This is a genomic window from Marinobacter fonticola (genome assembly GCF_008122265.1).
GTDB classification, from domain to species: Bacteria; Pseudomonadota; Gammaproteobacteria; order Pseudomonadales; family Oleiphilaceae; genus Marinobacter_A; species Marinobacter_A fonticola.
On sequence record NZ_CP043042.1, the window covers coordinates 1,723,419 to 1,747,283 of the forward strand.

18 protein-coding genes are annotated in these 23,865 nt (G+C 58.7%); 11 read left to right on the plus strand and 7 right to left on the minus strand.

Translation table 11 applies throughout. The features are described 5' to 3' along the window. The first annotated feature begins 15 nt into the window (after positions 1 to 15). The 5 genes from FXO11_RS07705 to FXO11_RS07725 all read left to right on the plus strand — a co-directional run bounded on the left by FXO11_RS07705 (position 16) and on the right by FXO11_RS07725 (position 3,911). Entirely contained in the window at positions 16 to 1,407 is a 1,392-nt protein-coding gene (locus FXO11_RS07705) for a DUF2066 domain-containing protein (RefSeq protein ID WP_148862441.1), read from the plus strand. Positions 1,408 to 1,419: 12 nt separating this feature from the next. Further along, positions 1,420 to 1,986 carry a CDP-alcohol phosphatidyltransferase family protein gene (locus FXO11_RS07710; protein WP_148862442.1) on the plus strand — a complete coding sequence of 189 codons (567 nt, stop codon included), beginning with the start codon at positions 1,420 to 1,422 and terminating at the stop codon, positions 1,984 to 1,986. Next, a complete protein-coding gene (hda, locus tag FXO11_RS07715; protein ID WP_148862443.1) occupies positions 1,968 to 2,696 on the plus strand; it encodes a DnaA regulatory inactivator Hda in 729 nt (242 codons plus the stop codon). Before FXO11_RS07710 ends, hda begins: the two co-directional genes overlap by 19 nt. A 68-nt stretch (positions 2,697 to 2,764) precedes the next feature. Next, a complete protein-coding gene (locus FXO11_RS07720) occupies positions 2,765 to 3,553 on the plus strand; it encodes a ParA family protein (protein WP_148862444.1) in 789 nt (262 codons plus the stop codon). A gap of 16 nt (positions 3,554 to 3,569) precedes the next feature. Then, the gene (locus tag FXO11_RS07725) at positions 3,570 to 3,911 is read left to right on the plus strand and encodes a YqcC family protein (protein WP_227546074.1); all 342 of its coding nucleotides are present in this window, start codon (positions 3,570 to 3,572) and stop codon (positions 3,909 to 3,911) included. Positions 3,912 to 3,960: 49 nt separating this feature from the next. Here the strand turns inward: FXO11_RS07725 and FXO11_RS07730 are convergent, their stop codons facing one another. Continuing rightward, positions 3,961 to 6,711 (minus strand): bifunctional diguanylate cyclase/phosphodiesterase, encoded by a 2,751-nt coding sequence (locus tag FXO11_RS07730; protein ID WP_148862445.1) that lies wholly within the window; start codon positions 6,709 to 6,711, stop codon positions 3,961 to 3,963. A 320-nt stretch (positions 6,712 to 7,031) separates the two neighbouring features. After that, positions 7,032 to 7,880 carry a carboxylating nicotinate-nucleotide diphosphorylase gene (gene nadC, locus FXO11_RS07735; protein WP_148862446.1) on the minus strand — a complete coding sequence of 283 codons (849 nt, stop codon included), beginning with the start codon at positions 7,878 to 7,880 and terminating at the stop codon, positions 7,032 to 7,034. A 423-nt stretch (positions 7,881 to 8,303) separates the two neighbouring features. Between nadC and FXO11_RS07740 the strand changes: the two genes are divergently transcribed. The 4 genes from FXO11_RS07740 (at position 8,304) to FXO11_RS07755 (ending at position 14,858) form a co-directional block, all read left to right on the plus strand. Beyond that, the gene (locus FXO11_RS07740; RefSeq protein WP_148862447.1) at positions 8,304 to 10,739 is read left to right on the plus strand and encodes a DUF1631 domain-containing protein; all 2,436 of its coding nucleotides are present in this window, start codon (positions 8,304 to 8,306) and stop codon (positions 10,737 to 10,739) included. Between the two features lie 239 nt (positions 10,740 to 10,978). Beyond that, positions 10,979 to 11,584: a 1,6-anhydro-N-acetylmuramyl-L-alanine amidase AmpD gene (gene ampD / locus FXO11_RS07745; RefSeq protein WP_202980303.1), complete on the plus strand. Its 606-nt coding sequence runs from the start codon at positions 10,979 to 10,981 to the stop codon at positions 11,582 to 11,584. After that, the gene (ampE, locus tag FXO11_RS07750) at positions 11,581 to 12,471 is read left to right on the plus strand and encodes a regulatory signaling modulator protein AmpE (protein WP_148862449.1); all 891 of its coding nucleotides are present in this window, start codon (positions 11,581 to 11,583) and stop codon (positions 12,469 to 12,471) included. The genes ampD and ampE overlap by 4 nt, the downstream gene beginning before the upstream one ends. A gap of 407 nt (positions 12,472 to 12,878) precedes the next feature. Beyond that, positions 12,879 to 14,858 carry a methyl-accepting chemotaxis protein gene (locus tag FXO11_RS07755; protein ID WP_202980331.1) on the plus strand — a complete coding sequence of 660 codons (1,980 nt, stop codon included), beginning with the start codon at positions 12,879 to 12,881 and terminating at the stop codon, positions 14,856 to 14,858. Between the two features lie 72 nt (positions 14,859 to 14,930). On the opposite strand, the gene FXO11_RS07760 is transcribed toward FXO11_RS07755, so the two are convergent. The 5 genes from FXO11_RS07760 to FXO11_RS07780 form a co-directional block, all read right to left on the minus strand. Further along, positions 14,931 to 15,488 carry a cob(I)yrinic acid a,c-diamide adenosyltransferase gene (locus FXO11_RS07760; protein ID WP_148862451.1) on the minus strand — a complete coding sequence of 186 codons (558 nt, stop codon included), beginning with the start codon at positions 15,486 to 15,488 and terminating at the stop codon, positions 14,931 to 14,933. 27 nt (positions 15,489 to 15,515) lie between these two features. Beyond that, positions 15,516 to 16,451, minus strand: a complete 936-nt coding sequence (locus tag FXO11_RS07765) for a ketopantoate reductase family protein (RefSeq protein WP_148862452.1) — start codon at positions 16,449 to 16,451, stop codon at positions 15,516 to 15,518. Positions 16,452 to 16,496: 45 nt separating this feature from the next. Continuing rightward, on the minus strand, positions 16,497 to 19,346 hold the full coding sequence (locus FXO11_RS07770; protein WP_148862453.1) for a valine--tRNA ligase: 2,850 nt from the start codon (positions 19,344 to 19,346) through the stop codon (positions 16,497 to 16,499). A 97-nt stretch (positions 19,347 to 19,443) separates the two neighbouring features. Beyond that, the gene (locus FXO11_RS07775) at positions 19,444 to 19,938 is read right to left on the minus strand and encodes a DNA polymerase III subunit chi (protein WP_148862454.1); all 495 of its coding nucleotides are present in this window, start codon (positions 19,936 to 19,938) and stop codon (positions 19,444 to 19,446) included. Continuing rightward, a complete protein-coding gene (locus tag FXO11_RS07780; protein ID WP_148862455.1) occupies positions 19,928 to 21,406 on the minus strand; it encodes a leucyl aminopeptidase in 1,479 nt (492 codons plus the stop codon). Before FXO11_RS07780 ends, FXO11_RS07775 begins: the two co-directional genes overlap by 11 nt. Positions 21,407 to 21,691: 285 nt before the next feature. Here FXO11_RS07780 and lptF point away from each other — a divergent pair, with 285 nt between their 5' ends. Together lptF and lptG are read left to right on the plus strand one after the other, a co-directional pair. Beyond that, the gene (lptF, locus tag FXO11_RS07785; protein ID WP_148862456.1) at positions 21,692 to 22,798 is read left to right on the plus strand and encodes an LPS export ABC transporter permease LptF; all 1,107 of its coding nucleotides are present in this window, start codon (positions 21,692 to 21,694) and stop codon (positions 22,796 to 22,798) included. Next, positions 22,791 to 23,852, plus strand: coding sequence for an LPS export ABC transporter permease LptG (lptG, locus tag FXO11_RS07790; RefSeq protein ID WP_148862457.1), 1,062 nt, complete (start codon positions 22,791 to 22,793; stop codon positions 23,850 to 23,852). Before lptF ends, lptG begins: the two co-directional genes overlap by 8 nt. The last annotated feature ends 13 nt before the right edge of the window (positions 23,853 to 23,865 follow it).

Sequence of the window (23,865 nt, forward strand, 5' to 3'; positions counted from 1 at the left end):
ACAGCAGGGTGATTCATGAATTCAGCAGTCATGCCGCAGATCAGGACGCTGCTCCTGTTTACCTTTATGCTCATGCCTATGGTGGCGGCGTCCGCGGTTACCGTGGAGGGGCTTTACCGTGCCCAGGTGCCGGTAGCCGGACCCTCTGACCAGGCTCAGCAGGCGGCCTACGCGCAGGGGTTGCGTGAGGTGCTCACCCGGGTTGCGGGTAATCGCCAGGTCCTGGATAGCGAACAGATTGCCCCGCTGCTTGAGAAAGCCGAATCCTTGCTGCAGTCCTATCAGTATCAGCGCTCCCCCGAAGGCACGGATCAACTGATGTTGAGTTTCGGATCTGTAGGCGTTAACCGGGCACTGGCCGACATGCAAATTCCCGTCTGGGGGGCCAATCGCCCCTTAACACTGGCGTGGATCGCCGTGGACTCCGGTCGGGACCGCTGGGTTCTGACCTCGGACGACACCCAACTCGATGAGCGCGGCCGCTGGGTGCGCGCCTTTAACGAAGCGGCGGCCGAACGCGGCCTTCCACTTGCGTTGCCCCCGGAAGAGGTGCGCCAGGACCGGGATCTACTGTCTGAAATCCGTGGCCAGTTTATGGAAAACCTGCGTACCAAGGCGGCTGACTATTCCGGCAACCTGGTCAGCGTGGTCAACGTCAGCCGCCGTGGTTCCAACTGGGAAGCACGCTGGCGCCTGGAAGGGCCGGCTTTTAGCGAAACCGGTGACGTGCGGGGCGAGGGCTCATCCGAAGCTCTGGCCGAGGCCGTCGTCGGCGCCTGGTCCGACTTGCTGGCCGCGCGATACTCGGTGGACGCCGGCGAGGTGACCGAGGGGCAGCGGGTCGATTTGCGGATCGAAAACGTCGGCACTCTGGAAGCGTACGGGGCCGTTTTGAGCGCCCTGAACAGCATGGCACCCGTGGTCGCGGCCGGCCCCACTCGAGTCAGCGGCAACATGGCCACCATGCGGGTTACATTTTCCGGCGAGCTGTCGGTTCTCAAAGAATACATTGCGCTGAACGCCAATTTTGTTCCCCTGGAAACCCCGGCTGATTCCGCAGGCACGGCCAAGCCGGAAACGAATCCTGGCAGCCTTTCTCAGGGCCACCCGCAAGCGCCGTCCGAACAATCCCAGTCCGCGCAACCGGCGGGCGCCGGGCCGGACAGCGCTGCGAGCCAAACGTCTGCAGCGCCTGCTGACGCAGAGCCCGCCGAGAAGGGCGATCAATCCACTGCGCAACAGCCGGCGGCGGAGCGTCAGGATGGAGCGTCTCTGTTGCAATACCGGCCGATCGAGACGGATGAATCCGACGCTGCGGAAAGCGAGAAGAGCTACGAGTCGTTGTATCCGGTCCTGCGCTATCGTTGGACCGGTACTGGCGGTTCGCAGCTGTCCGGGGACCGGTAAGGAGAGCGGGAGTTGCAGGTGACGGAGGTCAATCGCTGGCGCTGGATTCCCAACGCACTCACCTTCCTTCGGGTGTTGCTGATCATTCCGTTCGCGCTGGCTTTATACGATGGGCAGTATCGCTCGGCTTTGCTGGTTTTTCTGATAGCGGCAGCGTCGGACGGCTTCGACGGTTTTCTCGCTCGCCACTTTGACTGGAAAACGAGGTTGGGCGCCATCGCGGACCCGCTGGCGGACAAGGCGCTGCTGATTACCTCCTACCTGATGCTGTCGCTGACCGACGTTCTGCCATTTTGGCTTTTCCTGCTGATTGTCGGGCGCGATCTGGTCATTGTGTCCGGGGCGCTGGCCTACCATCATTTCATTGGGCGCTATGAAATGTCGCCAAGCGCTCTGGGTAAGCTCAATACCCTGGTGCAGATACTGGTTGTGTTGGCCATCGTGATCTATCTGGCCGATTATCCGATGCAGCCCTGGGTCATTCCCGTCGGTATTTGGCTAGTGGCCGGGGCGGCGATTGTCAGCGGCCTTCACTATATTTTCGTCTGGACGCGTCGTGCATGGCTGGCAACACACTAAAGGGGTCGAACACACTAAAGGGATCGCAATTAACGCTGGGTGTGCGCTTGCACGACGAGGCGACGTTTGCCAACTTCCTGGGCGAAAGGAATGTTCCCGCGGCCGAGAAGCTGCGGGCCCTTGTGGAGGACAACTCGCTGCCAGTCATCGTCGTTTGCGGCGATAGCGGTACGGGCAAGAGCCACCTGCTACAGGCCGTTTGCCATCACGCCGAGCATCAAGGGCGGTCGGCGCTATGCCTGAACCTTGCCGAACTTGCGACGCTGGGGCCGCAGGTGCTGCAGGGCATGGAGACATTCGAACGAGTCTGTCTGGACGATATCGAAGCCGTGGCCGGCGACGCGCACTGGGAAGAAGCACTGTTCCATCTGTTCAACCGAATGCTGGATAATGGCCACCAGCTGATCGTTAGTGCCGGGCAGCCGCCGGCGCGGATAGACATCAGGCTGGGGGACCTGGCCTCCCGCTTGCAACATGGTGTGGTTATCCAGTTGAGTTTGCCGCGTGACGAGGATCGCCTACTGATTCTTGGAACACGGGCGGAACGTCGGGGGCTGTTCCTGCCGGAGGACGTCAGCCGCTTTATTCTTCGCCGTGCGCCACGCCATACGGGCGAACTCCTGGCTATCCTGGAGCGCCTGGACGAGGGGTCGCTCCGAGAGCAGCGTCGCCTGACCATTCCCTTCGTCAAATCGATGATGGGGTGGTAACGCTTTTTAGGTCACTATCAGGACGGTTGCGCCCGAACGCGGGGCAATAACAAAAGGACGAGGACATCATGAGACGAGTCGTGTTCAACCAGAAGGGAGGGGTGGGCAAGTCCAGCATCACCTGCAACCTGGCAGCGATTTCCGCAGCGGAGGGTAAACGGACTCTGGTCGTCGACCTGGATCCACAGGGCAATTCCACGCATTACCTGTTAGGTCAGCGTGCGGAGACCTTCAAGGACACGGTCGCGGATCTACTGGAGCAGACCGTCTCCTTCTCGGTATTCAACCGGCGTCCCGATGAGTTTGTGCATGCCTCGCCTTTTCCCAATCTGTTTGTCATGCCGTCCAGCCCGGAACTGGATTTCCTTGAGCGCAAATTGGAAGCCAAACATAAGATCTATAAGTTGCGCGAAGCGCTGAAAAAGCTGGGGGAAAATTTCGACGAAATTTATGTGGATACGGCACCGGCGCTGGATTTCTATACCCGCTCGGCGCTGATTGCCGCCCAGCGTTGCCTGATTCCGTTCGACTGCGACGATTTCTCGCGTCAGGCGCTGTACAACATCCTTAACGAAATTCAGGATTTGCAGGAGGACCACAACCCGGACCTGGTGGTGGAAGGCATTGTGGCCAACCAGTTCCAGAACCGGGCGACGCTGCCCAAGCAACTGGTCCAGGAATTGTTGGAAGAAGGGCTGCCCATCTTATCGGTGCATCTGTCGAGTTCGGTGAAAATGCGGGAATCCCATCAGGCGCGACAGCCTCTGGTACACTTCGCGCCGAAACACAACCTGACGCGCCAATACATCAATCTGTATCGCCTGCTGAACGGCGAAAAGGTGGAAACTGAGGCCTAGTGCATTAGGAGTTATTTTGACCAAGCACTCGATTACGCAAGCAACTTACATCGCCGATGGTCTGCTCGCCATCGAAACCGAGTTGCGCAGGCTGAATTATTGGGAATCGGAATGTCCCGCGCCAGAGGCCCTGCAAAGCACCCAGCCATTTTGCGTGGATACACTGACGTTCCCGCAGTGGCTGCAGTTCATTTTCCTGCCGCGTATGAAATACCTGATCGAGGAAGATATGGCGCTTCCGGCCGTCTCCGGTATTGCGCCCATGGCGGAAGAATTCTTTCGACGGGAAGACGCCTCGGGCAACGTCGTGATAAATGAACTGGCACGCATTGACTCGCTGCTATCCGGCAGCGCATAGCGGGGCGTCACATCCTCTCCTGAAGCCCAAGGCGTTATTCAGAGGCCCTCTAATCATTTCGATCTTGAGGATTATCGTGGCGCAGCGGAAGCGAATACTGATCTTCCGGCAGAAGTTGGCGACCCTTGCGAACCTCATCGAACAGCGTGCCCAGCCCCGAACTGGGTAGAGGCGGGCAGAAACGATGGCCTTGCATCAGATGGCAGCCGGCACTACGCACGAACGTATCCTCTTCCACATTTTCAACGCCTGAAGCAGCCACCGTCAGCGACAGCTGCCGGGCAAGATTGATCAGTGTATGCACAATGGCCGCCGTGTTTTCCTCGTTCGGAGCCTGCTGAATAAGATTCTGATCGATCTTGACCTGATCGAAGGGGAGATCTCGTAGCAGGCGCAGGGATGATAGGCCGCTACCGAACCGATCCAGAGCCAGCCCAATACCCAGTTTCTTGAGACGTCCCAAGGTCGTAGCGGTTTCGTCAAGCCGGTCACCGAGCACCCGTTCATCAATTTCCAGCGTCAGCAAACTGGGGTCGAGGTTCGTGTCTTTAATGATGCGTTGCAAGCTGGTGGCCAGTTGTGGGTGATTGTACTGGCGCGAGGACAGGTTAATGCTCACCGGGACCGGGGTTGGGCTCATGGCCTGGATCGCCCGGGATTGCAGGCACGCGTTGTGGCATACCCACTCGCCTAATTGCTGTAGTTGCCCGGTCTGTTCGGCTACGTCGAGGAAGTCGGTCGGCGACAGCAGCCCGCGGGTGGGGTGATGCCAGCGCAATAAAGCCTCCAGACCGACAATGCGCCCCGAACGGACACTGATGATGGGCTGGTAGTACAAATCGAGCTGACCTTCGCGTATCGCGCCGCGTAGCTCCCGCTCCAACGTCATCTGGCGCTGCATTTCTTCATTCATATCGTGGCTGAAGAACTGGATGTTGTTGCGTCCGGCTTTTTTGGCCCTGTACATCGCCATATCTGCATTCTTCAGCAGGTCGTCGTAGGTCTTGCCGTCCAGAGGGGCGAGGGTGATGCCAATGCTGGACGTAATAATCAATTCTCCACTGGGAATCCGAACCGGTTCAGTAATGGCGTTGAGGATGCCGCGTGCCACTTTTTCACAACCATCGGCGCCGTTGACCTGAGTGAGTAGAATCGCGAATTCATCGCCACCTAGACGCGCGATGGTGTCCTCTTCACGGACATTCTTTTGTAGCCGTCGAGCCAGTTCCTGCAGCAGTTCGTCGCCGGCATCATGCCCCAGCGTGTCGTTAATGCGTTTGAAGTGGTCGACATCCAGCGCGATCAGGGCGCAATAGTGGCCGTGGCGCAAGGCGCTGGCGATGGCTTGGCGGCAACGATCCTCGAACAGCCGGCGATTGGCGGTATCGGTCAGTACGTCGTAGTGAGCCAGATAGTGGAGCTGATTTTGGGTTTCGCGAATTTCGGAAATATCCTGGCCGATCAGAATGATCTGCACGGGCGCTTCTTCGTCCTCTTCCTGTAGCCGGTTGATATTCCAGAGGATCGTGTGGCTGGTGCCGTCGAAGCTGTTAACCCGGGTTTCGATCTGGTCACGGGGCAAACCGGTGGTCAGCACCTTGGTGATTTTCCATGCCAGCTCATCTCGCTGTTCCGGTGGAATAAAGGCCTGCAACAGGTTCCGGTCCATTGCATCGTCGCGGCTGTAGCCAAAAAGGGTTTCGGCCGCGCTGTTCCATTGGCGGATGGAGCCGTCGCGTTCCACGACGATAATGGGATTGCTGGTGTTCTCAAAGAGGGCGCGAAAATGCCGGGACGAGCGTCTGAACGATTTTTCCGCCTGCTCACGAATGAATATTTCGTCCTTGAGTTCGAAGTTGGTGAGCTGGAGTTCGCGAGTGCGCTCCTCAACCGTCGTTTCAAGGCTATTTTCCACGCGCTCGCGATCGGCCAGGAGCACCCGGACATAGCAGGTGGTGCCTGCGATTGCGACGATCAGCGTTTCACCCAGCAGCGCATCCAGACCTTTCGCCAGCTCGGGGTCGACGAGTAGAAATACGCAAGCGAGGGCGGTGAAAGTAGCCATACTGATGGCCAGCATACTGCCACTCAGTGAGAACCGGGTCGCTGCCCAGGTCATCAGGGGGAGCAGGAGGAACAACGACTGCATGACATCGTAAAGGGTTATGCCAACAATGAAGGCCAGGCCGGTGGCCCAAAGAAGCCACTCCAGCGGACGGTAGAACAGGCGCGCGACCATGGGCTCGCGCACGAGGCTAAGAATAAGGGGCGTGACTGTCAGGCAGCCTAAAGCATGGGAAAACCAGGTCAAAAGGAGAACTTCGTTAATGGGCGTACTGCCCTGCACAGCGGTTTGTGCCGCGAGATAGGTCATTGGCAGTGCCGAGGCCAGTGAAGCGACGGTGATGGCGCCCAGCAGCCAGATAAAGCCGAGGTAATCGGTCAGCGGGTGGCGGCTGCGGGACGTCTGCCAGAACACCCAATAAGCCACTAACGGAGCGGCGGCATAGGATAGATAGATTGCAAGAAAGGTATTTAGTGAGCCATTGCCATTGGACGTCTGAGAGACATGAACCAGGCTGGCGACAAAAAGAGCCGCTAGTGTGGGCAGAACCATTCGCCGCCCGCGCAAAATTAACAGGGCGAGGGCTAAGCCTGAGGGCAGCCAGACGATGGATGAGTGTTCAGCCTGCGTGGGAAGCTGGATACTGACCAATGCCAGCGCGATGATACCCGCCGTAACCAGGGCATAGGCGAGTCCGACTTTAACCGATTCAATAAAGCGTGATGGAACGTTCAACAGAAACCCTTCCCTGGTGCATGCTGGGGGTTTGCGTTCTGATGCCAGATGTCAATCATAGTGCCGTAGCCACCGAACCTCGTAAGGGTAAGTCGATCAGCGCGACGACCCCGCTCGGCTTCGGCTTTCCGGTCTGATCACACTCTTCTAGCGTCCATTACATACGTTAAAACGTCATTGCATGCTCTAAAAGATCGTCACGCGTTCGTCGCGCATGCTCAGACGGCATAGCGTAGCCTGAATCGCCACCCCAGCCTCCTTAACAACGGTTACCGTCTGTAATTACGAGGTGCTGTAGGCGACGTGATAAAGCCGACATGTTACATGGATAGCCGAAGCGAGAGATCAGTCGCCTTAACATCCTTCGTGAGGGTCCCTAATGAAATATAGTCCACACCGGTCTCGGCGACAGCGATCAGAGTCTCTTCGTTGATACCGCCTGAAGCCTCGAGCCTTGCCCGTCCCCGATTGTCCTCAACCGCCTGGCGCATATCGGCCAGCGAGAATTCATCCAGCATGACGATATCGGCTCCTGCGGCCAGAGCCTGGTGGAACTCTTCAAGGTTCTCGGTCTCGATCTCTACGGGTTTGCCGGGCGCGATCCGGCGGGCCGCGCTAATCGCCTGATCGATAGAGCCGCATGCGGCAATGTGGTTCTCCTTGATCAAAAACGCATCGAAGAGACCGATCCGATGGTTATGACAACCGCCGCATGTGACGGCATATTTCTGGGCCAGTCGAAGGCCCGGTAAGGTTTTGCGCGTGTCCAGTAATTTTACCGAGGTATGGGCGACGCGGTCAGCGTATTGCTGGCAGCGCGTGGCGACGCCGGACAGCGTTTGCAACCAATTGAGCGCACAACGCTCGGCTGTGAGTAGGCTGCGGGCATTGCCCTGAACAGCGAACAGCGCCTGGTCCGGCGTTACACGGTCACCGTCTTGGCAGAACCATTCGATGCCCACGCTTGGGTCCACCTGATGAAAAACTTCGTCGACCCAGGCCCGGCCAGCAATCATGGCATGCTCACGGGTAATGACCCGAGCCGATGCCTGGCGTTCCTCGGGAATCAGTTGGGCCGTGACATCGCCAGGGCCGACATCTTCCTGAAGGCTCTGGGCGACCGCCTGGATGCGTGACTGACTGAGTTGCTGGTTGGTATAGGCGGTCATAGTCGTACAGGAACTCCCGGATAGTGGAAAACAGGGCAAGTTTACTGACTCAGAGGAGTGGGGCCAAGCAGGATAGCGGGTGTCTGGTTCCGAATGAGAATGGGGGCTCATGCGTCAATAAACTCTCTAAAAAGGTGGCCTATGACGTCAATGGCCTGTCGTTTATGGCGTCATTAACTAACTCTACAACTGATTATTGGCGAGCGCATTGCCGGGAATTGTGAACTGCGTCCGTCAAACACAATCGGTGACAAAACCTGACACAAGGTGACGTACAAACCGCCTATGATGCAGACATGCTTGTAAACTCGTGTGAAATATAAATCTTGTTGGTGCAAGGGTTTTCAGGGCTTCTTAGGCGGATTTGGGCCACCCAGCGGTGGCGGATAGTTGTAACGGGATAGCATCCCGGGGGCAATCTCAATGACGAATGACAACCGTGTCGTAAGTTTGAGGAAAGAGGCGGGCGAACGTTCGTTTACGCTGCCCACGGCATTGATCCGTCTTCGGGATTATTCCGGACAGGCCTTACGCAAAGAGCTTTCCGAGTTTTTCGACAGCGCGGATGATGCGCTGTTCAACATGGCCGATAAAGCCGGCACCAATCAGGATCAGACCGCTTACTTCGACGCCATGCGCGAGCTGCGCCTACGACGCAAGTCGATGACGCTGTCGATGCTCCAGTGGGTGGCGCGCGCGTTCAACGAGATCGGTGCCTTTGATCCCCAGCCCCGCGCCAACGGACTGACCGAAGTCGATCAAGACAGCCTGAGCCTGCTGGATCACGGCGACTTGGAGCAGCAGGTCGCCATCGACAATCTCACGAACAAGCTGCGTAACCGGCATCTGGAATCGATCCGCATGCTGGTTAGCCGTTTCCAACATCTGGCGCCAAAATTCGATCTTCAAGATCGCCAGATGCCGTTGAGCCCTGAAGTCATCTGCAGTGGTCTGCAGGAAGCCTGCAACGACCTCGATATCGATATCAGGGCGAAGCTGGTCGTACTGAAACTTTTCGACAAGCTGTTTATCGCCCGCCTCGATAACTTGTACCGCGACGCCAACACGCTGCTGGTCAAGAGCGGTGTATTGCCAGACATGAAGCGCCCGCCGGTTAGCGGTTCGGGTACCAAGCAACACGTTGCCACTTCTCGAGGCCAGGTTCCGCCCTCCACTCCGCAGGCATTCGGTCGAACTTCGGGCCATGGGGAAAGCACCAGCCTTAGAGAAGAGGGCGCCGACGCAACATTTTCCGAACTATCGGCGCTGCTGCACAACTCGTCTGACGGCGATGCACCGGTCGGCACCGTTGGTCGTGCAGGAGCCCAAGGTGGAGGGGTTCTGGATACCGGTGAACTGATGCAGCAGCTAGCGCTACTGCAGCGACGTGCGGAATCTGCCGAGGTCTCTTTCGACGGGTCAGCTACAGCGGTTATCTCTAGCAACTTAACCCATCAGGTCGAATCCGCACTTGCGGGGCGAGGACAAAGTCTTGGCGCGCTTAACCAGGTGGACGCGGATGTGGTCAACCTGGTGACCATGTTGTTCGATTTCATTCTCGAAGACCGCCAACTGCCCCCTCTGATGAAAGCCACCATCGGGCGACTGCAGATTCCCATACTGAAGGTTGCTCTGCTCGATCGTAGCTTCTTCAACCGCGGCGGACATCCTGCGCGTAAATTGTTGAACGAGCTGGCGATGGCGGGCATCGGTTGGAACGCCAAGGCAGAGGGGCAGCGAGATCCGTTACGCGACAAGATCCAATCGGTTGTCGACCGGCTGCTGAGCGAATTCACCGACAATGTGGCGATCTTTTCCGAACTGCTGGACGAGTTCAGCCACTTCATGGATCTCGACCGTCGCCGTCGCGAGCTGGTCGAACAGCGCCTGAGGGATGCCGAGGAAGGCCGGGCCAGACAGGAGCGCGCCCGAACGGCCGCTACGGAAGTGCTGGCAGCGGTCACCCATGATCGCCAACTGCCGCCCGTAGTCGAGACGTTACTGGGCGAGCCGTGGTCTAAGGTATTGCAGTTCTTCTATCTGCGTGAAGGAGAAGATAGCGAGAACTGGAAGCAATCAGCCGAACTCGCCGCACAGCTGGTCTGGAGCGTGGACCCGCAGCCGGTCACCGAAGACACGCGTGGCGAGCTGCTGCGCCAAATCCCCTCCATAGTGGACAATCTGCGCAAGGGGTTGCATAGCATCGCCTGGGACCCGTTTGCCAGCGACGCCATGATTCGCGATCTCGAGTTGGCGCACGTTGACGCCTTGCAGCAGATGGCGCTCGGGACGCCAACGACAGAGGCGAAAGTGGAGGTCGCAGCTCCAGCGACGACTAGGACGATGCCGCACGATGAGTTACTCCGTGAGCCAACCCATGAAGAATTGGCGGCGGCGGAACTTCAGCAGGCCCAGTCCGCGCAAATGGCAGAGGCCGTTACCGAGCCGGCAACGCGTGAAAAGGCGCCTCGGCAGGCGCACGTGGCGAAGGAGCCCGCGCCTGCCGCGGTCCCGAGCCAAGCCGAAGTGGCTATCGGCGCCGAGAAGGGCGTGGCAGAAACCGGTGTCCTGGGCGTTGAGCAACGCTGGGTAGAGATGGCCGAGAAGTTGCGCGTTGGATCCTGGGTCGAGCTCGTTACCGGCGGCCAGAAGATCCGCTGTAAGCTGGCGGCGATTATCAAAGCTACCGGCAAGTACATTTTCGTCAACCGAAATGGTGCAAAGGTTTCTGAATATACTTTGCAGGACGTGGCGAAGGCGCTGTCGACCGGTGAAGTCAGTTTGTTGGACGATGGCCTGATTTTCGATCGGGCATTGGAGTCTATTATCGACAATCTGCGCCATAGCCGGCGCGACTGACGCCGGCTGCTCTAAGCGGCGGGTGGCGTCCAAAAGCAAGGAAAGTCAGCCCAAAAAGCCAACCGTGAAACCGTGAAAGCTTGTCCACGGCCACATCAGCGGCTTCAAAGTGCGCTGGAGGCCGAGTCCGGTATCCGCGCCTGTCCATCAATGGCCAGTTCCGTTGCTTTATGCTTCAATCACCGTAGAATCGCTGCCTGATCTCAGGCTCTTCGCAACGCGGCTTTGATGGAAGCATCTTGATTTCCGAGTATGACTCAAACGGGTTTTCGATCGACCAAGCCGGTTGGCTTAACGGCGTCAGGCACTGCCCGTCACCCAATTTTGGCCCGCGCCCGGACACGGCCGGGATTACCCTGCTTGTCGTCCACAACATCAGCCTTCCCCCCGGCCGTTTTGGTGGCGATGCAATTGAGCGGTTTTTCTGCAACCGTCTCGATAGACATGAGCATCCCTATTTCGAGCAAATCTGTGAGATGAAGGTATCTGCCCACGCTCTGGTACGGCGCAATGGCGAATGCATTCAGTTTGTCTCTTTCCTCGACCGCGCCTGGCATGCGGGCCGATCCAGCTTTCTGGGCCAAAACGAATGTAACGATTTCAGTATCGGTATCGAACTTGAGGGCGCCGACGCTATTCCTTATGAGCGCGTGCAATACCAGACCCTTGCGCGGCTAGGTCGAGCTCTGATGGCGCGCTGGCCGCAAATTACACCTGATCGCATTGCCGGGCACAGCGATATCGCACCCGGACGCAAGACTGATCCGGGCCCGGCTTTCAGCTGGTCCGCATTTTTCGAGGCCCTCGGCGCTCATCCAAACACAGACGCGGGGCGCAACTCTTGAGTTTCATTATCCTGCTGGTGGCTTACGGCGTGCGTCGTCTTTTGGATAGCACCCAGGACGAGGGGCTGGATCCGGTGTTGCGCCGGCGACTGGCGCGCATGCCGGGCGCCGAAACCGACCACGAATCCCGCCCGGCGCTGCCGATCCTGCTGCTGGCGGTACCGATCATCCTGGTTGCACTGATTGATATCGGGCTGAGCCGCAGCAGTTGGTGGATGTTGACCTGGCCGCTGGATCTGATGGTGCTGGTCTTTGCCATGGGCGTTCCCGGCTGGCGAAATCCGATCCGGGCTTATGGCGAGGCTTGGCGGCGCGGTGATGCCAAGGCTGCCTGGCATCACGTCAATCACCTGATTCCTGCCGAAGAGCGTGGCGCGGCCGCAGCGCCGGAAGAACTTCACCGTTCGCTGGCGCGGCAGCTCATCCTGATCATCTTCGAACGCTACTTTCTGCTGATATTTTGGTACGTGCTATTGGGACCGGCCGGGGTTATCGGAGTGCGTCTCTTGCTGGCATGGCGGGACCATTGGCCGAATGCTGCAACGCGTGTGCCGTTTGCTCGCTTCACTTCACTCATGGCCTGGGTACCGGCCCGGCTATTGAGTTTCAGCTTTGGTATTGCCGGTGATTTGAGCGGTTGGCTGAGCCACACACGTAAAAAGTTGCTAAATCCCGCTGTGAAATCACGCGATCTGCTGTTCGTCAGTGCCAATGGCGCGCTTTCCAGCTATTCTCTCGACCCTGAACGCTTCGCTAGCGCCCACCCCGGCGATTGGCCGGATTACGGCGAACGCAGCTTGCGGGCCGTACGCGATTTGCTCAACCGGAGCATGTTGGTGTGGATCTGTGTGCTGGCGCTGCTCGCTATCAGCGGTGTATTCGTATAGGGCGTCGGCGGCTTTGAATAGCTGTTGTACACGCCTGGCGTCAGCGCGTTCTGCGGTCTCGATTTACGATTGTTTCAACCTGTGAGCGTTCCAAGACTTGGCTCTTTTAAGGTGTAACTTTGCAAGCTGCCGGTACCCCATCGAGAAGACGCTACGCGAAATAACAATAAATAAACAAAGCCAGCCTCAAGTTTCTGACGAATCTGACGACATAATAGTAGGTAAACCACTGACACTCGCTCCGGGATAGAGGGTGCTTGTTTCCGTTACGCGGTTATGCAATTCGGCACTCGGCGGTAGGCGAACAATAACAATGGCGATAGCCAGCCAGTTGGCACTGTGAGTATTAAGGGGGATCAGTGAAGCAACTTTTGTATCCAGCAGTCGCGTTGATGAACAGGCTGCCGATGTTCTACAAGTTCAGCCTGATCAGCATTCTCTTCCTGCTGCCGATCGGTGGCTTGTCCTATCTGCTCGTCAGTCAGCTCAACAGCTCTATCGCGGCGATTGCCCACGAGGCGGAAGGGCTCGAGCAAGTCAGGGAAGTCAACGAGCTGGTCCGGGCAGCCTACGCCTATCGGGATTACCGGTCCGTCGGCAAAATGACCAACGATGAAAATATTCTCGGCAAGAGCGCTGAGGCCGCCGCAGTGATCGATGCGTCGTTCGAGCGTTTGCTGGCGGCAGATGTATCTTTCGATGGCAGCGGAAGCTGGCGCATCCAAGTGGAAGCGCTTCAGCAGGAATGGGAAACGCTGAAGCGAGAGGACATTTTCCAGAGCAACATCGATCCCCAGTTCAAGTATTACCAGGAATTCGTTCAGAGGGGCCGTTCCCTGCTTGCCTCGACAATGAAGGTTTCCGGTCTATCCCAGGATCCGTCGCCCGAGAACCAGCTCTTGATGGAGCTTGGGGTGGCTTCGCTGCATGACGCTATGAGCGCCCAGGGGCAGGTGCGCACATTTGCCGTTTTTAGCCTGGCTCAAGGGCAGGTCGGGTACGCGCTTGCCGATGCCATGAACGAGCTTTTCGATCGGCTAACGAATCTTCACGGCCGGCTCGAGTCGGAGTTCCAGGTCGCGCTAGGCTCGTCTGAGGCCCTGAACGAGCATGCCGATCTCGCCGGAGCGGTTGTCCAAAGTTCCCTGGCTGTGCGTGACGCCCTCGATGTCAACGTGATCACCCCTTATCGCTTGGAAATGCCTTGGCAAGAGTTCGATCAGTTGGTATCCACGGCGTTGAACCGCCACTTCGAGCTGCAGAACCATATCTTCGATATTGTCGGCGGCAACCTCGATATGCGACTTGGTGCGGAAACCGATCAGCGGCTCATTATCTTCCTGGCGCTGGGCGTCGTACTCCTGATCGTCGTTTATCTGTATATGGGTTTCTTCATGTCGGTCAAAACGGCGATTACCGAATTTGGCACCGCCGCTCGCAAAGTGGCCGGCGGCGACATGACGGTGCGCATCGACTTGCAGAACCGTGACGAGCTAGGCGCGCTCACCAGTGAATTCAACAACATGACCTCCAAGATGGCGGATCTTATTCAGTCGGTGAGCCGCACGACCGGTGACGTGGACGGTCAGGCCCGCAGGGTCAACGATACGGCCTCCGCCAACAGTGAAGCTGTTGCGCGCCAGATGACGGAAACCGACCAGATCTCCGACGCCATGCATCAAATGGTAGACACGGTTCAGGAAGTCGCTGTCAGTGCGCAGCGTGCGTCGGATTCAGCCTCCAGCGCCGAGAAGGACGCTGAACAAGGCCGTCGTGTGGTGGCCGAAACTGTCGACACCATCCATCGCCTGGCAGAGGAGATTCGCGGTGCAGTGGATGTGATTAACCGCGTCAGTGCCGACAGCGACAGCATTAGTCAGGTTCTGGTGGAGATCAAGGCCATTGCGGAACAGACCAACCTGCTGGCACTGAACGCCGCCATCGAGGCTGCCCGTGCCGGCGATCAAGGCCGTGGTTTTGCCGTGGTGGCGGATGAAGTTCGCTCTCTATCTCAGCGAACGCATAAATCCACCGAGGATATCGAGGCCATGATCGGGCGGCTGCAAGGGGGCGTGAAGGATGCCGTCAAGGCCATGACTAACAGTCATGAGGTCACCGACGCGACCGTCGAGAAGTCTTCGGAAGTGACCCAGGCGCTGGAGAAAATCCTGTCCGGTATCTCGACGATCGTGGATATGAGCCATCAGATTGCCCAGGCTTCGGAAGAACAGTCCGCTGTAGCAAAGAATATCAATACCAACGTCGAGCAGATCACCGGGCTGGGCCACACCACCGCGGGCAATGCCAAGGAAACGGAAGATGCCTCTCAGGAGATGTCGGATCTGACGGCTGAACTGCGCCGTTTGGTGGAATCTTTCCGCGTATAAAGCACATCGCGGAGTTGCCCTGACTCCGCCTTTACGTTTCTTCGTGGGCTGCCGACCACTGTTTGGACGCCGCTATTCAGGCTTTGCCGTCGGCGCCCATAAGACTTCTTCGCCGCCCTCACGTCGCGCAAGCACCCGAGCGAACACGAACAGCAAATCGGATAGCCGGTTGAGATATTGCCGTGAGGCATTGTTGATCGACTCTTCATGTCCCAAGGCGACGACTCCACGTTCAGCGCGGCGGCATATTGCACGCGCGAGGTGGCAATGAGCGGCATTGCGACGCCCGCCGGGCAGGATAAAGTTCTTGAGCGGCGGCAATTCCTCGTTCCATTCGTCCAGTGTCCGCTCGAGCCATTGAATGTGGCTGTCGCCGATGATGGAGTTGCCAGGTATGGCAAATTCGCCACCCAGGTCGAACAGGTGGTGCTGGATACGACGCAGTATTTCGGCCATCTCGGGCTCGGTGTCCAGGTACTCGATCAGCACGCCGATCTGACAGTTCAGTTCGTCGACGGTGCCCATGGCTTCAACGCGTTGAGCGTTTTTGGCAATGCGGCTACCATCGGCCAGGCCGGTAGAGCCGTCGTCGCCGGTACGTGTGTAGATCTTGGAAAGTCGGTAACCCATGGCTGAATATCCTGTGTGAGGTGAGCATCAGGCCTTGGTGTGGCGGAGCGCTCTTACGGCCGTTGTCAGCTCCCGGTTGACCGGCGCCGATAAGCCGAGAGCTTCCGATTCGCGCACTACAAAGCCGTTCATCATATCGATTTCGGTCTGGCGGCCGGCGCGTATATCCTGGCGCATGGACGAGCTGTTCGTCGCCGTCCTGTTCGCAATCTCCCGTACTTGCGCTTCCAGCGTGGCGGCCGGTATCGGCCGGCCCCGGGCGTTCATCAAGGTGCTGACTTCCTCGCAGACGCCACCGATCCGCTGCTCGAAATAACCGTTGCCAAGGATCTCGCCATTTGGGCAATCGAGTAGGGCCGTAAATGGATTGATACCTGCATTGATTGCGAGCTTTTGCCAGAGGCGGCCTTCGATGTCGTTATCCTGCGCCACGGTCAAGCCGGATAGGCCCAGGTAGTTGACCGCAGCCTCGGCCTGGCTTTGTGCAATCGCGTTGAGTCCGCCGACCCAAGTGATGCCCTTGCCGGCATGGACAAGCAGGCCGTCAGGGGCAATATAAGCGCCTTCGGTCGTCGACGCGGCGATAATGGGGACGCCAGGGTAGCGTTCGACGATGGTCCGCTGGCTGCCCATGCCATTCTGGAACAATACCACCGGTATATCAGTCGATAACAAAGTATTGGTCGATAACAAAGCGTCGAACGGCGCCAGGGCGGCTTCCGCGTCGGGAGCCTTGGTCATCACCAATATGCAATCCGGTAAGCCGCGTTCGCGAACCCATACTGGCACTGAGATCGAGTGACGAGAGCCGGTCGCATCCCGCATCGGGTAGTCGATTTTCGGGCCGGAAACCGAGCGCGTGGCGAACCAGACCTCTGCCGCCGTATGCAGGTACGCAGCCCAGAGTCGCCCCATGGCGCCAGCGCCGATGATCATGATTCTGGGTTTGATCGCTTGTGTCATTGGCGCAGCGCTTGTCAGGGCTTCACGGACCGGAGGCTCACTACTCTACATCGCTTCGATCTTGGCTCGCTGATCCTGCAAGCGAGTCTGACTGTTGATCGCGTCGGCCAGCTTGGCCTTTTCCTTATCAACCACGTCCGCAGGCGCCTTGGCTGTGAAGTTGGCGTTGCCCAGCTTGCCTTCAAGCCGTTTGATCTCCTTGCCGATGCGGTCCAGCTCCTTGTCCAGACGTTCAAGCTCAGCGGCTTTATCGATCAGGCCCGCCATGGGCACCAACACCTCCATGTCGCTGACCAGCTGCGTGGCGGACATGGGGGCTTCCTCGTCGCCCAGCCACGTCAGGCTTTCCAGTTTGGCCAGGGAGACCAGGAAGGAGCGGTTTTTCTCCATGCGCTCGCGGTCAGATTCGGGGCCGCGTAGCAACACGGGAATCTGCTTGGCAGGGGAGATGTTCATTTCGCCGCGGATGTTGCGAACGGCCACAATTGCGCCCTTGAGCCATTCGATATCGGCCTCGGCGGCCGCATCGATCTTGCCGTCGTCGGCCTGCGGGTAGGGCTGGAGCATGATGGTATCGCCAGACTTTCCACTCAGCGGGGCGACGCGCTGCCAGATCTCCTCGGTAATAAACGGGATAATCGGGTGTGCCAGGCGCAGGATGGCTTCCAGCACACGGACCAGGGTGCGGCGGGTGCCACGCTTGGCTTCGGCAGAGGCGTTGTCATCGGTCAGGGCCGGCTTGGACAGCTCCAGATACCAGTCGCAGTACTCGTTCCAGATGAACTCGTAGATGGCATAGGCGGCCAGGTCGAAGCGATACTGGTCGAAATGGCGTGTGACTTCTTTTTCGCAGCGCTGCAGGGCGCTGACGATCCAGCGGTCCGCCAGTGATAGCTCCACCGGCTCGTCGTTGGCGCCGCAGTCCTGATCTTCGGTGTTCATCAGCACGTAGCGCGCGGCATTCCACAGCTTGTTGCAGAAGTTACGGTAGCCTTCCAGGCGCTTCATGTCCCAGTTGATATCCCGGCCCGTGGTGGCCAGGGAAGTAAGGGTGAAGCGCAGGGCGTCGGTGCCGTGGGCGCTGATGCCTTCGGGGAATTCCTTCTCCGTGCGCTTGCCGATTTTCTTCGCGAGCTGCGGCTGCATCAGGTTGCCCGTCCGCTTTTCGAGCAGGTTTTCCAGGGAAATGCCGTCCATCATGTCCAGCGGGTCCAGCACGTTGCCCTTGGACTTGGACATCTTGTTGCCCTGCTCGTCACGGATCAGGCCGGTGACGTAAACGGTCTTGAAGGGGACCTGCGGGTTGCCGTCCTCGTCCTTCATGAAATGCATGGTCATCATGATCATCCGGGCGACCCAGAAGAAGATGATGTCGAAGCCGGTGACCAGCACGTCGGTGGGATGGAAGGTCGCCAGGCGCTCGGTGTCCTCCGGCCAGCCCAGGGTGCCGAAGGTCCACAGGGCGGAGCTGAACCAGGTGTCGAGCACGTCTGCGTCCTGCTCGAGCTTCAAGCTGGCGGCCAGGTTGTACTTCTCACGCACTGCTGATTCGTCACGCCCCACATAAATATTGCCCTCGGCGTCATACCAGGCCGGGATGCGGTGGCCCCACCAGAGCTGGCGGGAGATACACCAGTCCTGAATATCGCGCATCCAGGAGAAGTACATGTTTTCGTACTGCTTGGGCACGAACTGGATACGGCCATCCTCAACAGCTTCGATGGAGGGCTTGGCCAGGGTCTTGGCGTCGGCGAACCATTGATCGGTCAGCATGGGTTCGATGATGAGGCCGGAGCGGTCGCCCCGTGGCACGCTCAGGACGTGATCTTCAATCTGGTCGAGCAGGCCGGCGGCCTCCAGGTCTGCAACGATCTGCTTGCGGGCGTCTTCGCGGGTCAGGCCGGCGTAGGCTTCTGGCAGTGTGCCGTCGAGCTCGGTGTTTGCCGTGCCGTCGCTGTTGAAGACCTCGCCCACGGAGCGAATGTTGGCGTCCGGCGTCATGACGTTGATCATCGCCAAGCCGTTGCGCTTGCCCACGGCATAGTCGTTGAAATCGTGGGCCGGGGTGATCTTAACGCAGCCCGCGCCTTTTTCGGGGTCCGCGTGCTCGTCGGCGACGATGGGAATTTCGCGGCCCACCAGCGGCAGCAGGATTGTCTTGCCGATCAGGTGCTGGTAGCGCTCGTCAGTCGGATGCACCGCGACGGCAGTATCGCCCAGCATGGTTTCCGGGCGAGTGGTGGCGACGACCAGATAGTCCTTGCCGTCCAGCGTTTTCTCGCCGTTGGCGAGCGGATAACGCAGGTGCCAGAGGTGGCCTTTCTCTTCCTTATTCTCCACTTCCAGATCGGAAATGGCGGTGTGCAATTTGGGGTCCCAGTTGACCAGGCGCTTGCCACGGTAGATCAGGCCTTCGTCGTAAAGACGAATAAAAACTTCCTGGACCGCACGGTAGAAACCGTCGTCCATAGTGAAGCGTTCATGGTCCCAGTCCACCGAATTGCCTAGGCGGCGCATCTGCCGGGTAATGGTGCCGCCGGATTCTTCCTTCCAGTTCCAGATGCGCTTGATGAACTCTTCCCGGCCCAGGTCGTGCCGGCTTTTGTCTTCCTCCACGGCCAGTTTGCGCTCCACCACCATCTGGGTGGCGATACCCGCATGGTCGGTGCCGACTTGCCACAATGCATTGCGACCCTGCATACGGCGGAAGCGGGTTAGGGTGTCCATGATGGTGTGCTGGAAGGCGTGGCCCATGTGCAGACTGCCAGTGACATTGGGCGGCGGGATCATGATGCAGTAGGATTCGCCTTCGCCTTGCGGGCGGAAGTAGCCCTTTTGCTCCCAGTTCTGGTACCACTGACGCTCAATATTCTCGGGCTGGTAGGTCTTTTCCATGGAGGACTCTGCTTCGTGCCTGGTTAAACGTGAGGGACGTGATTATACATGCCGTGTCAGGTCCGGGCGAACCGTTGGGCGATGTCCGGGGCTGGTCTTAGTTGCGCTGCGCACCGCGTCTGGCGTCGTGGACCCGGGCTTCGATGCCCAGTTCGCGTAGTGCACGGAAATGGGAGCGGGCCTGGCTCAGCGTCTGCGGGTCGTTGTTGGCGATTAACGCCAGGCGCTGAAAACGATCGGCGTTGGCGGGCAGTGTCGTGCCCAGCACGATGACCGTGTCCCAGTCGTCTGGTGCCGGATTGCCGGCGAGCAGGCCAATGCGCTCGGGGCAGGATTCGGCGCTGGATGCCAGTTGACGGTGGGGCAGAAAGCTTTCCGGTGTGAATTGCCAAAGCATGGTGTCCAAGGCATCCATCTGCTCGCCTGGATTGCAGACGAGGCAGATGCGATCACCCTGGTGCCAGGCTTTCTCGGTCAGCCGCGCCGCATAGAGCAGGCGCGCCGATTCCGTGTCCTGCGGAAGCAGGTAAAACCAGTGCCGGCCTTCCGGCCGGCGCTCAGTCTCATTGGATAAGGAAGGATCACTGGACATGAGAGAGCAGGTAATCCACTAGCAGCGGTACCGGACGACCGGTTGCGCCCTTATCCTTGCCGGACACCCAGGCGGTACCTGCGATGTCGAGGTGCGCCCAGCGATAGTCCTTGGTGAAGCGGGACAGGAAGCAGGCCGCAGTAATCGATCCTGCTGGACGGCCGCCAATGTTCTGCATGTCGGCGAAGTTGCTGTCGAGCTGCGACTGGTACTCATCCCAAATCGGCAACTGCCAGGCACGGTCGCAGGCACGATTGCCGGATTGCAGCAGGCGCTGGGCCAGCTCGTCGTTATTGCTGAACAGACCGTTGGCTTCCTTCCCCAGGGCGACGATGACGGCGCCAGTCAGCGTGGCGACATCCACCACCGTTTCCGGGTCGTACTTGCCGGCGTAGGTGAGGGCGTCGCACAGCACCAGGCGGCCTTCGGCGTCGGTATTCAGTATCTCGATGGTTTGGCCGGACATGGACGTCACGATGTCACCCGGACGCGTTGCCGTACCACTGGGCATATTCTCGGCTGCAGCAACGATGCCGATAACGTTCATCGCCGGCTTGATTTCCGCCAGTGCACGCATGGCGCCGAAGACACTGGCCGCACCGCACATGTCGTATTTCATCTCGTCCATGCCTTCACCGGGTTTCAGGCTGATACCCCCGGAATCGAAGGTAATACCTTTGCCGACCAGCACGTGGGGCTTTTCCTTGGCCTTGCCGCCACGGTATTCCATGACAATGAGCCTGGCAGGCTGCTCGCTGCCCGCGGATACGGAAAGCAGGCTGTTCATGCCCAGTTTTTTCATCTGCTTTTCGTCCAGGATTTCCGTCTTGATGACATCGAATTCCTTGGAAAGACTTTTGGCGTGTTCGGCCAGCCACGTGGGATGGCAGACATTGGGCGGCGTGTTGCCCAGGTCACGGGTCAGGCTCATGCCGTGACCGATGGCTTCGCCGGCGGAGACGGCCGCTTTGAGCGTCTTGTTGTTGGCGGAGGCGGCCAGGGTGATCCGCGCCAGTGTTGGCTGCGGCGCCTTCGTGCTCTTGAAGCCGGTGAAGCGGTACTGCTGTTCTTCGGCGATACGAGCGATCAGCGAGAGCTTCCAGGCTTCGTCCTGGTCCTTGACGTCGTTGTCCGCCAATGCAATCAGCGCGTGTTTTGACGGGCCGTCCTTAAGCCGGCCAAAGACCGCATTCAAGAGCTTGCGATAGCTCGCGGTGCCCTGCGGCGACTCGCTGCCGGAGCCCACGAGCAGAAGGCGCGCCCAAGGCTGTCCGGCCAGCGGCAGCAATAGGGTGCTGCCAGCCTTGCCGGAAATATCACCGTTTTTCTGCAAATCCTTGATCATGCCATTGAGAGCCGCATCGGCCGCCGCGGTGGACGCCGGCCAGTCGCCTTTCTCGGGTACTGAAACAACGAGACAGTCCGCTTTGATATCGGCCAGAGATTTACTGTTCAGAGTGTAGTTCATGGCAGCTCCATTGATTTATTCGGTGATATGGACTGGCGCGGACGAACGCGCGCACCAGTTAATCGTTGTCCTGTGGGGGATTCTCTGTGCATCCGCCTGTTCGATCAAGTGTACGTGATGGCTCTCGGCGATGCACAGACGTACCGATGCGTGCATGTAGGCGCGGCCGGTCATAACCTGTCAATCAGCGACAAGGTTATCTAGAATAGCGCGGGTCCGCCGGTCGGCCTTCACGTGCCGCTTTCCACGGCGGACCTCCATCCGCTCTGTTTAGGTAGGGATATTTTGCGCATTATCTTCCGCTATCTGACCCGCCAGGTCGTCGTCAGCATGCTGGCCGTCACCGGCGTACTGCTGCTCGTATTCATGAGCGGCCGGTTTATCAAGTACCTCGCGGATGCCGCGGCCGGTAAGCTGGCCGGCGAAGTGCTGTTCATGATCATGGCGTATCGTTTTCCCGGCTTTCTGGAGCTGATTCTTCCGCTTGGTTTATTTATCGGCATCCTGCTGGCTTATGGCCGCATGTACTTGGAAAGCGAGATGACCGTGCTGTTCGCCTGCGGCGTCAGCGACCGGCAAGTATTGATGCAGACGATGGTCACCAGTCTGGTGGTGATGGTGGTCGTTGGCGCTATGAGCCTCTATCTCTCGCCCTGGGGCATGCAGAAAGTCCAAGACATCATCAACGAACAACGCAAGGCGACCGAGTTCGAGATGCTATCACCCGGGCGCTTCCAGAGCCTTTCCTCCGGCAGCCGGGTGACCTATACCGAGGCGCTCAGCGATGACAAGCAACAGTTGATCGGCGTCTTTATCGCGGAATTTTCAGACGATGGTTCGGGTCTGAATTTGATCACTGCAGAAGCGGGTTCCCAGTTCGTCGACGAGGATACGGGTAGCCGTTTTCTCGTGCTGGAAGACGGGCAGCGCTTCCAGGGCGCTCCGGGCAGGCTTGACTATACGGTCACCACATTCGATGCCTACGGCCTGAAAGTGACCGGTCCCGAGTCGGTGAGGGAAAAGAGCGACGAAGAGGCCATTCCCACACTGGAGCTGATGGACTCGGACGATCCGGAACTGCGTGCGCTATTCCACTGGCGTATTTCCCTCCCGCTGATCGTGCCCATCGTGACGCTGCTGGCGGTCAGGCTTAGTCGTGTGAATCCGCGACAGGGGCGATTTTTCCATCTATTGCCGGCAATGATGATCTATATCGTCTACCTGGGGCTGCTGATCGTGGCGCGGGATGCACTGGCTAACGGCAAAGTGCCCGAATGGCTTGGGCTGACCTGGGTGCATGTCCTGTTCCTGGGCATGGGTCTCTGGCTCCAGTTTGGACCGGATTGGCTGCGGCGCCGTCGTTTGGAAAAGGAGGGCGGCGTCCATGCGTAAGCTGGATCGCTATATCATCAAGACTGTCGGTGGCGCCACCATTCTGGTGATGCTGGTGGTGCTGTCGCTGGATGTCATCTTTGCCTTCATCGCAGAATTGGAAGACACCGAGAATGACTACCAGGTATTGCAGGCCCTGGGCTATGTCTTAATGACCTTGCCCCGAAGGATCTACGATTACCTGCCTTTGGGCGCTTTCATGGGCTGCTTGATTGGTCTGGGAGCATTGGCCAGCTCCTCGGAACTGGTGGTGATTCGGGCTGCCGGGGTGTCGATTCGCCGGATCGTATGGTCGGCAATGAAGCCGACGCTTGTCGTGGTTATTATCGGCTTGCTACTGGGTGAGTTCGTGGCGCCGCATTTCGAGCGTATTGCCCAAAGCCAAAAGGCTATCGCTACTGGCGGCGGCCAAAGCATGGCCTCGGCGGACGGTCTCTGGCACCGGGAAAAGAACACCTTCATGCATATCAATGCCGTGCAGCCCGACGGCGTGCTGCACGGTCTTGCACTGTTCGAGTTCGACGAGGAACGTTGGCTGGTAGCGGCCACCTTTGCCGAGCGTGGCCTCTATCAGGGCGATCACTGGCTGCTGGAGAACACGGTCACCACACGTATATCGCAGGACAAGACCTCCCGCCACGAAGCGTCCCGTCTGCGTTGGGAAACAGAGCTGTCGCCCAGCGTATTGAGCGTGCTGATCGTCAAGCCCGAGAATTTATCGATCAGCGGCCTCTACACTTACGCCACCTATTTGGACGAGCAGGGATTGAGCTCCGGCAACTATTGGCTGGCGTTCTGGAAAAAAGTCTTGGGGCCGGTAGCCATAGCGGTGCTGGTACTGGTCGCGATTTCCTTCGTCTTCGGTCCACTGCGCTCGGTGACCATGGGGTTTCGGGTCTTCACCGGCATTATCGTGGGCCTGGTTTTCAAGTACATGCAGGATTTGCTTGGTCCTATGAGCCTTGTCTTCGGTTTCGACCCGATTCTGGCCATCGCGGCGCCGATTGTTCTGAGCGCTGTCGTGGGGGCTATCTTGATGCGTAAAGCGGGCTAGGATCTGCAGTAGC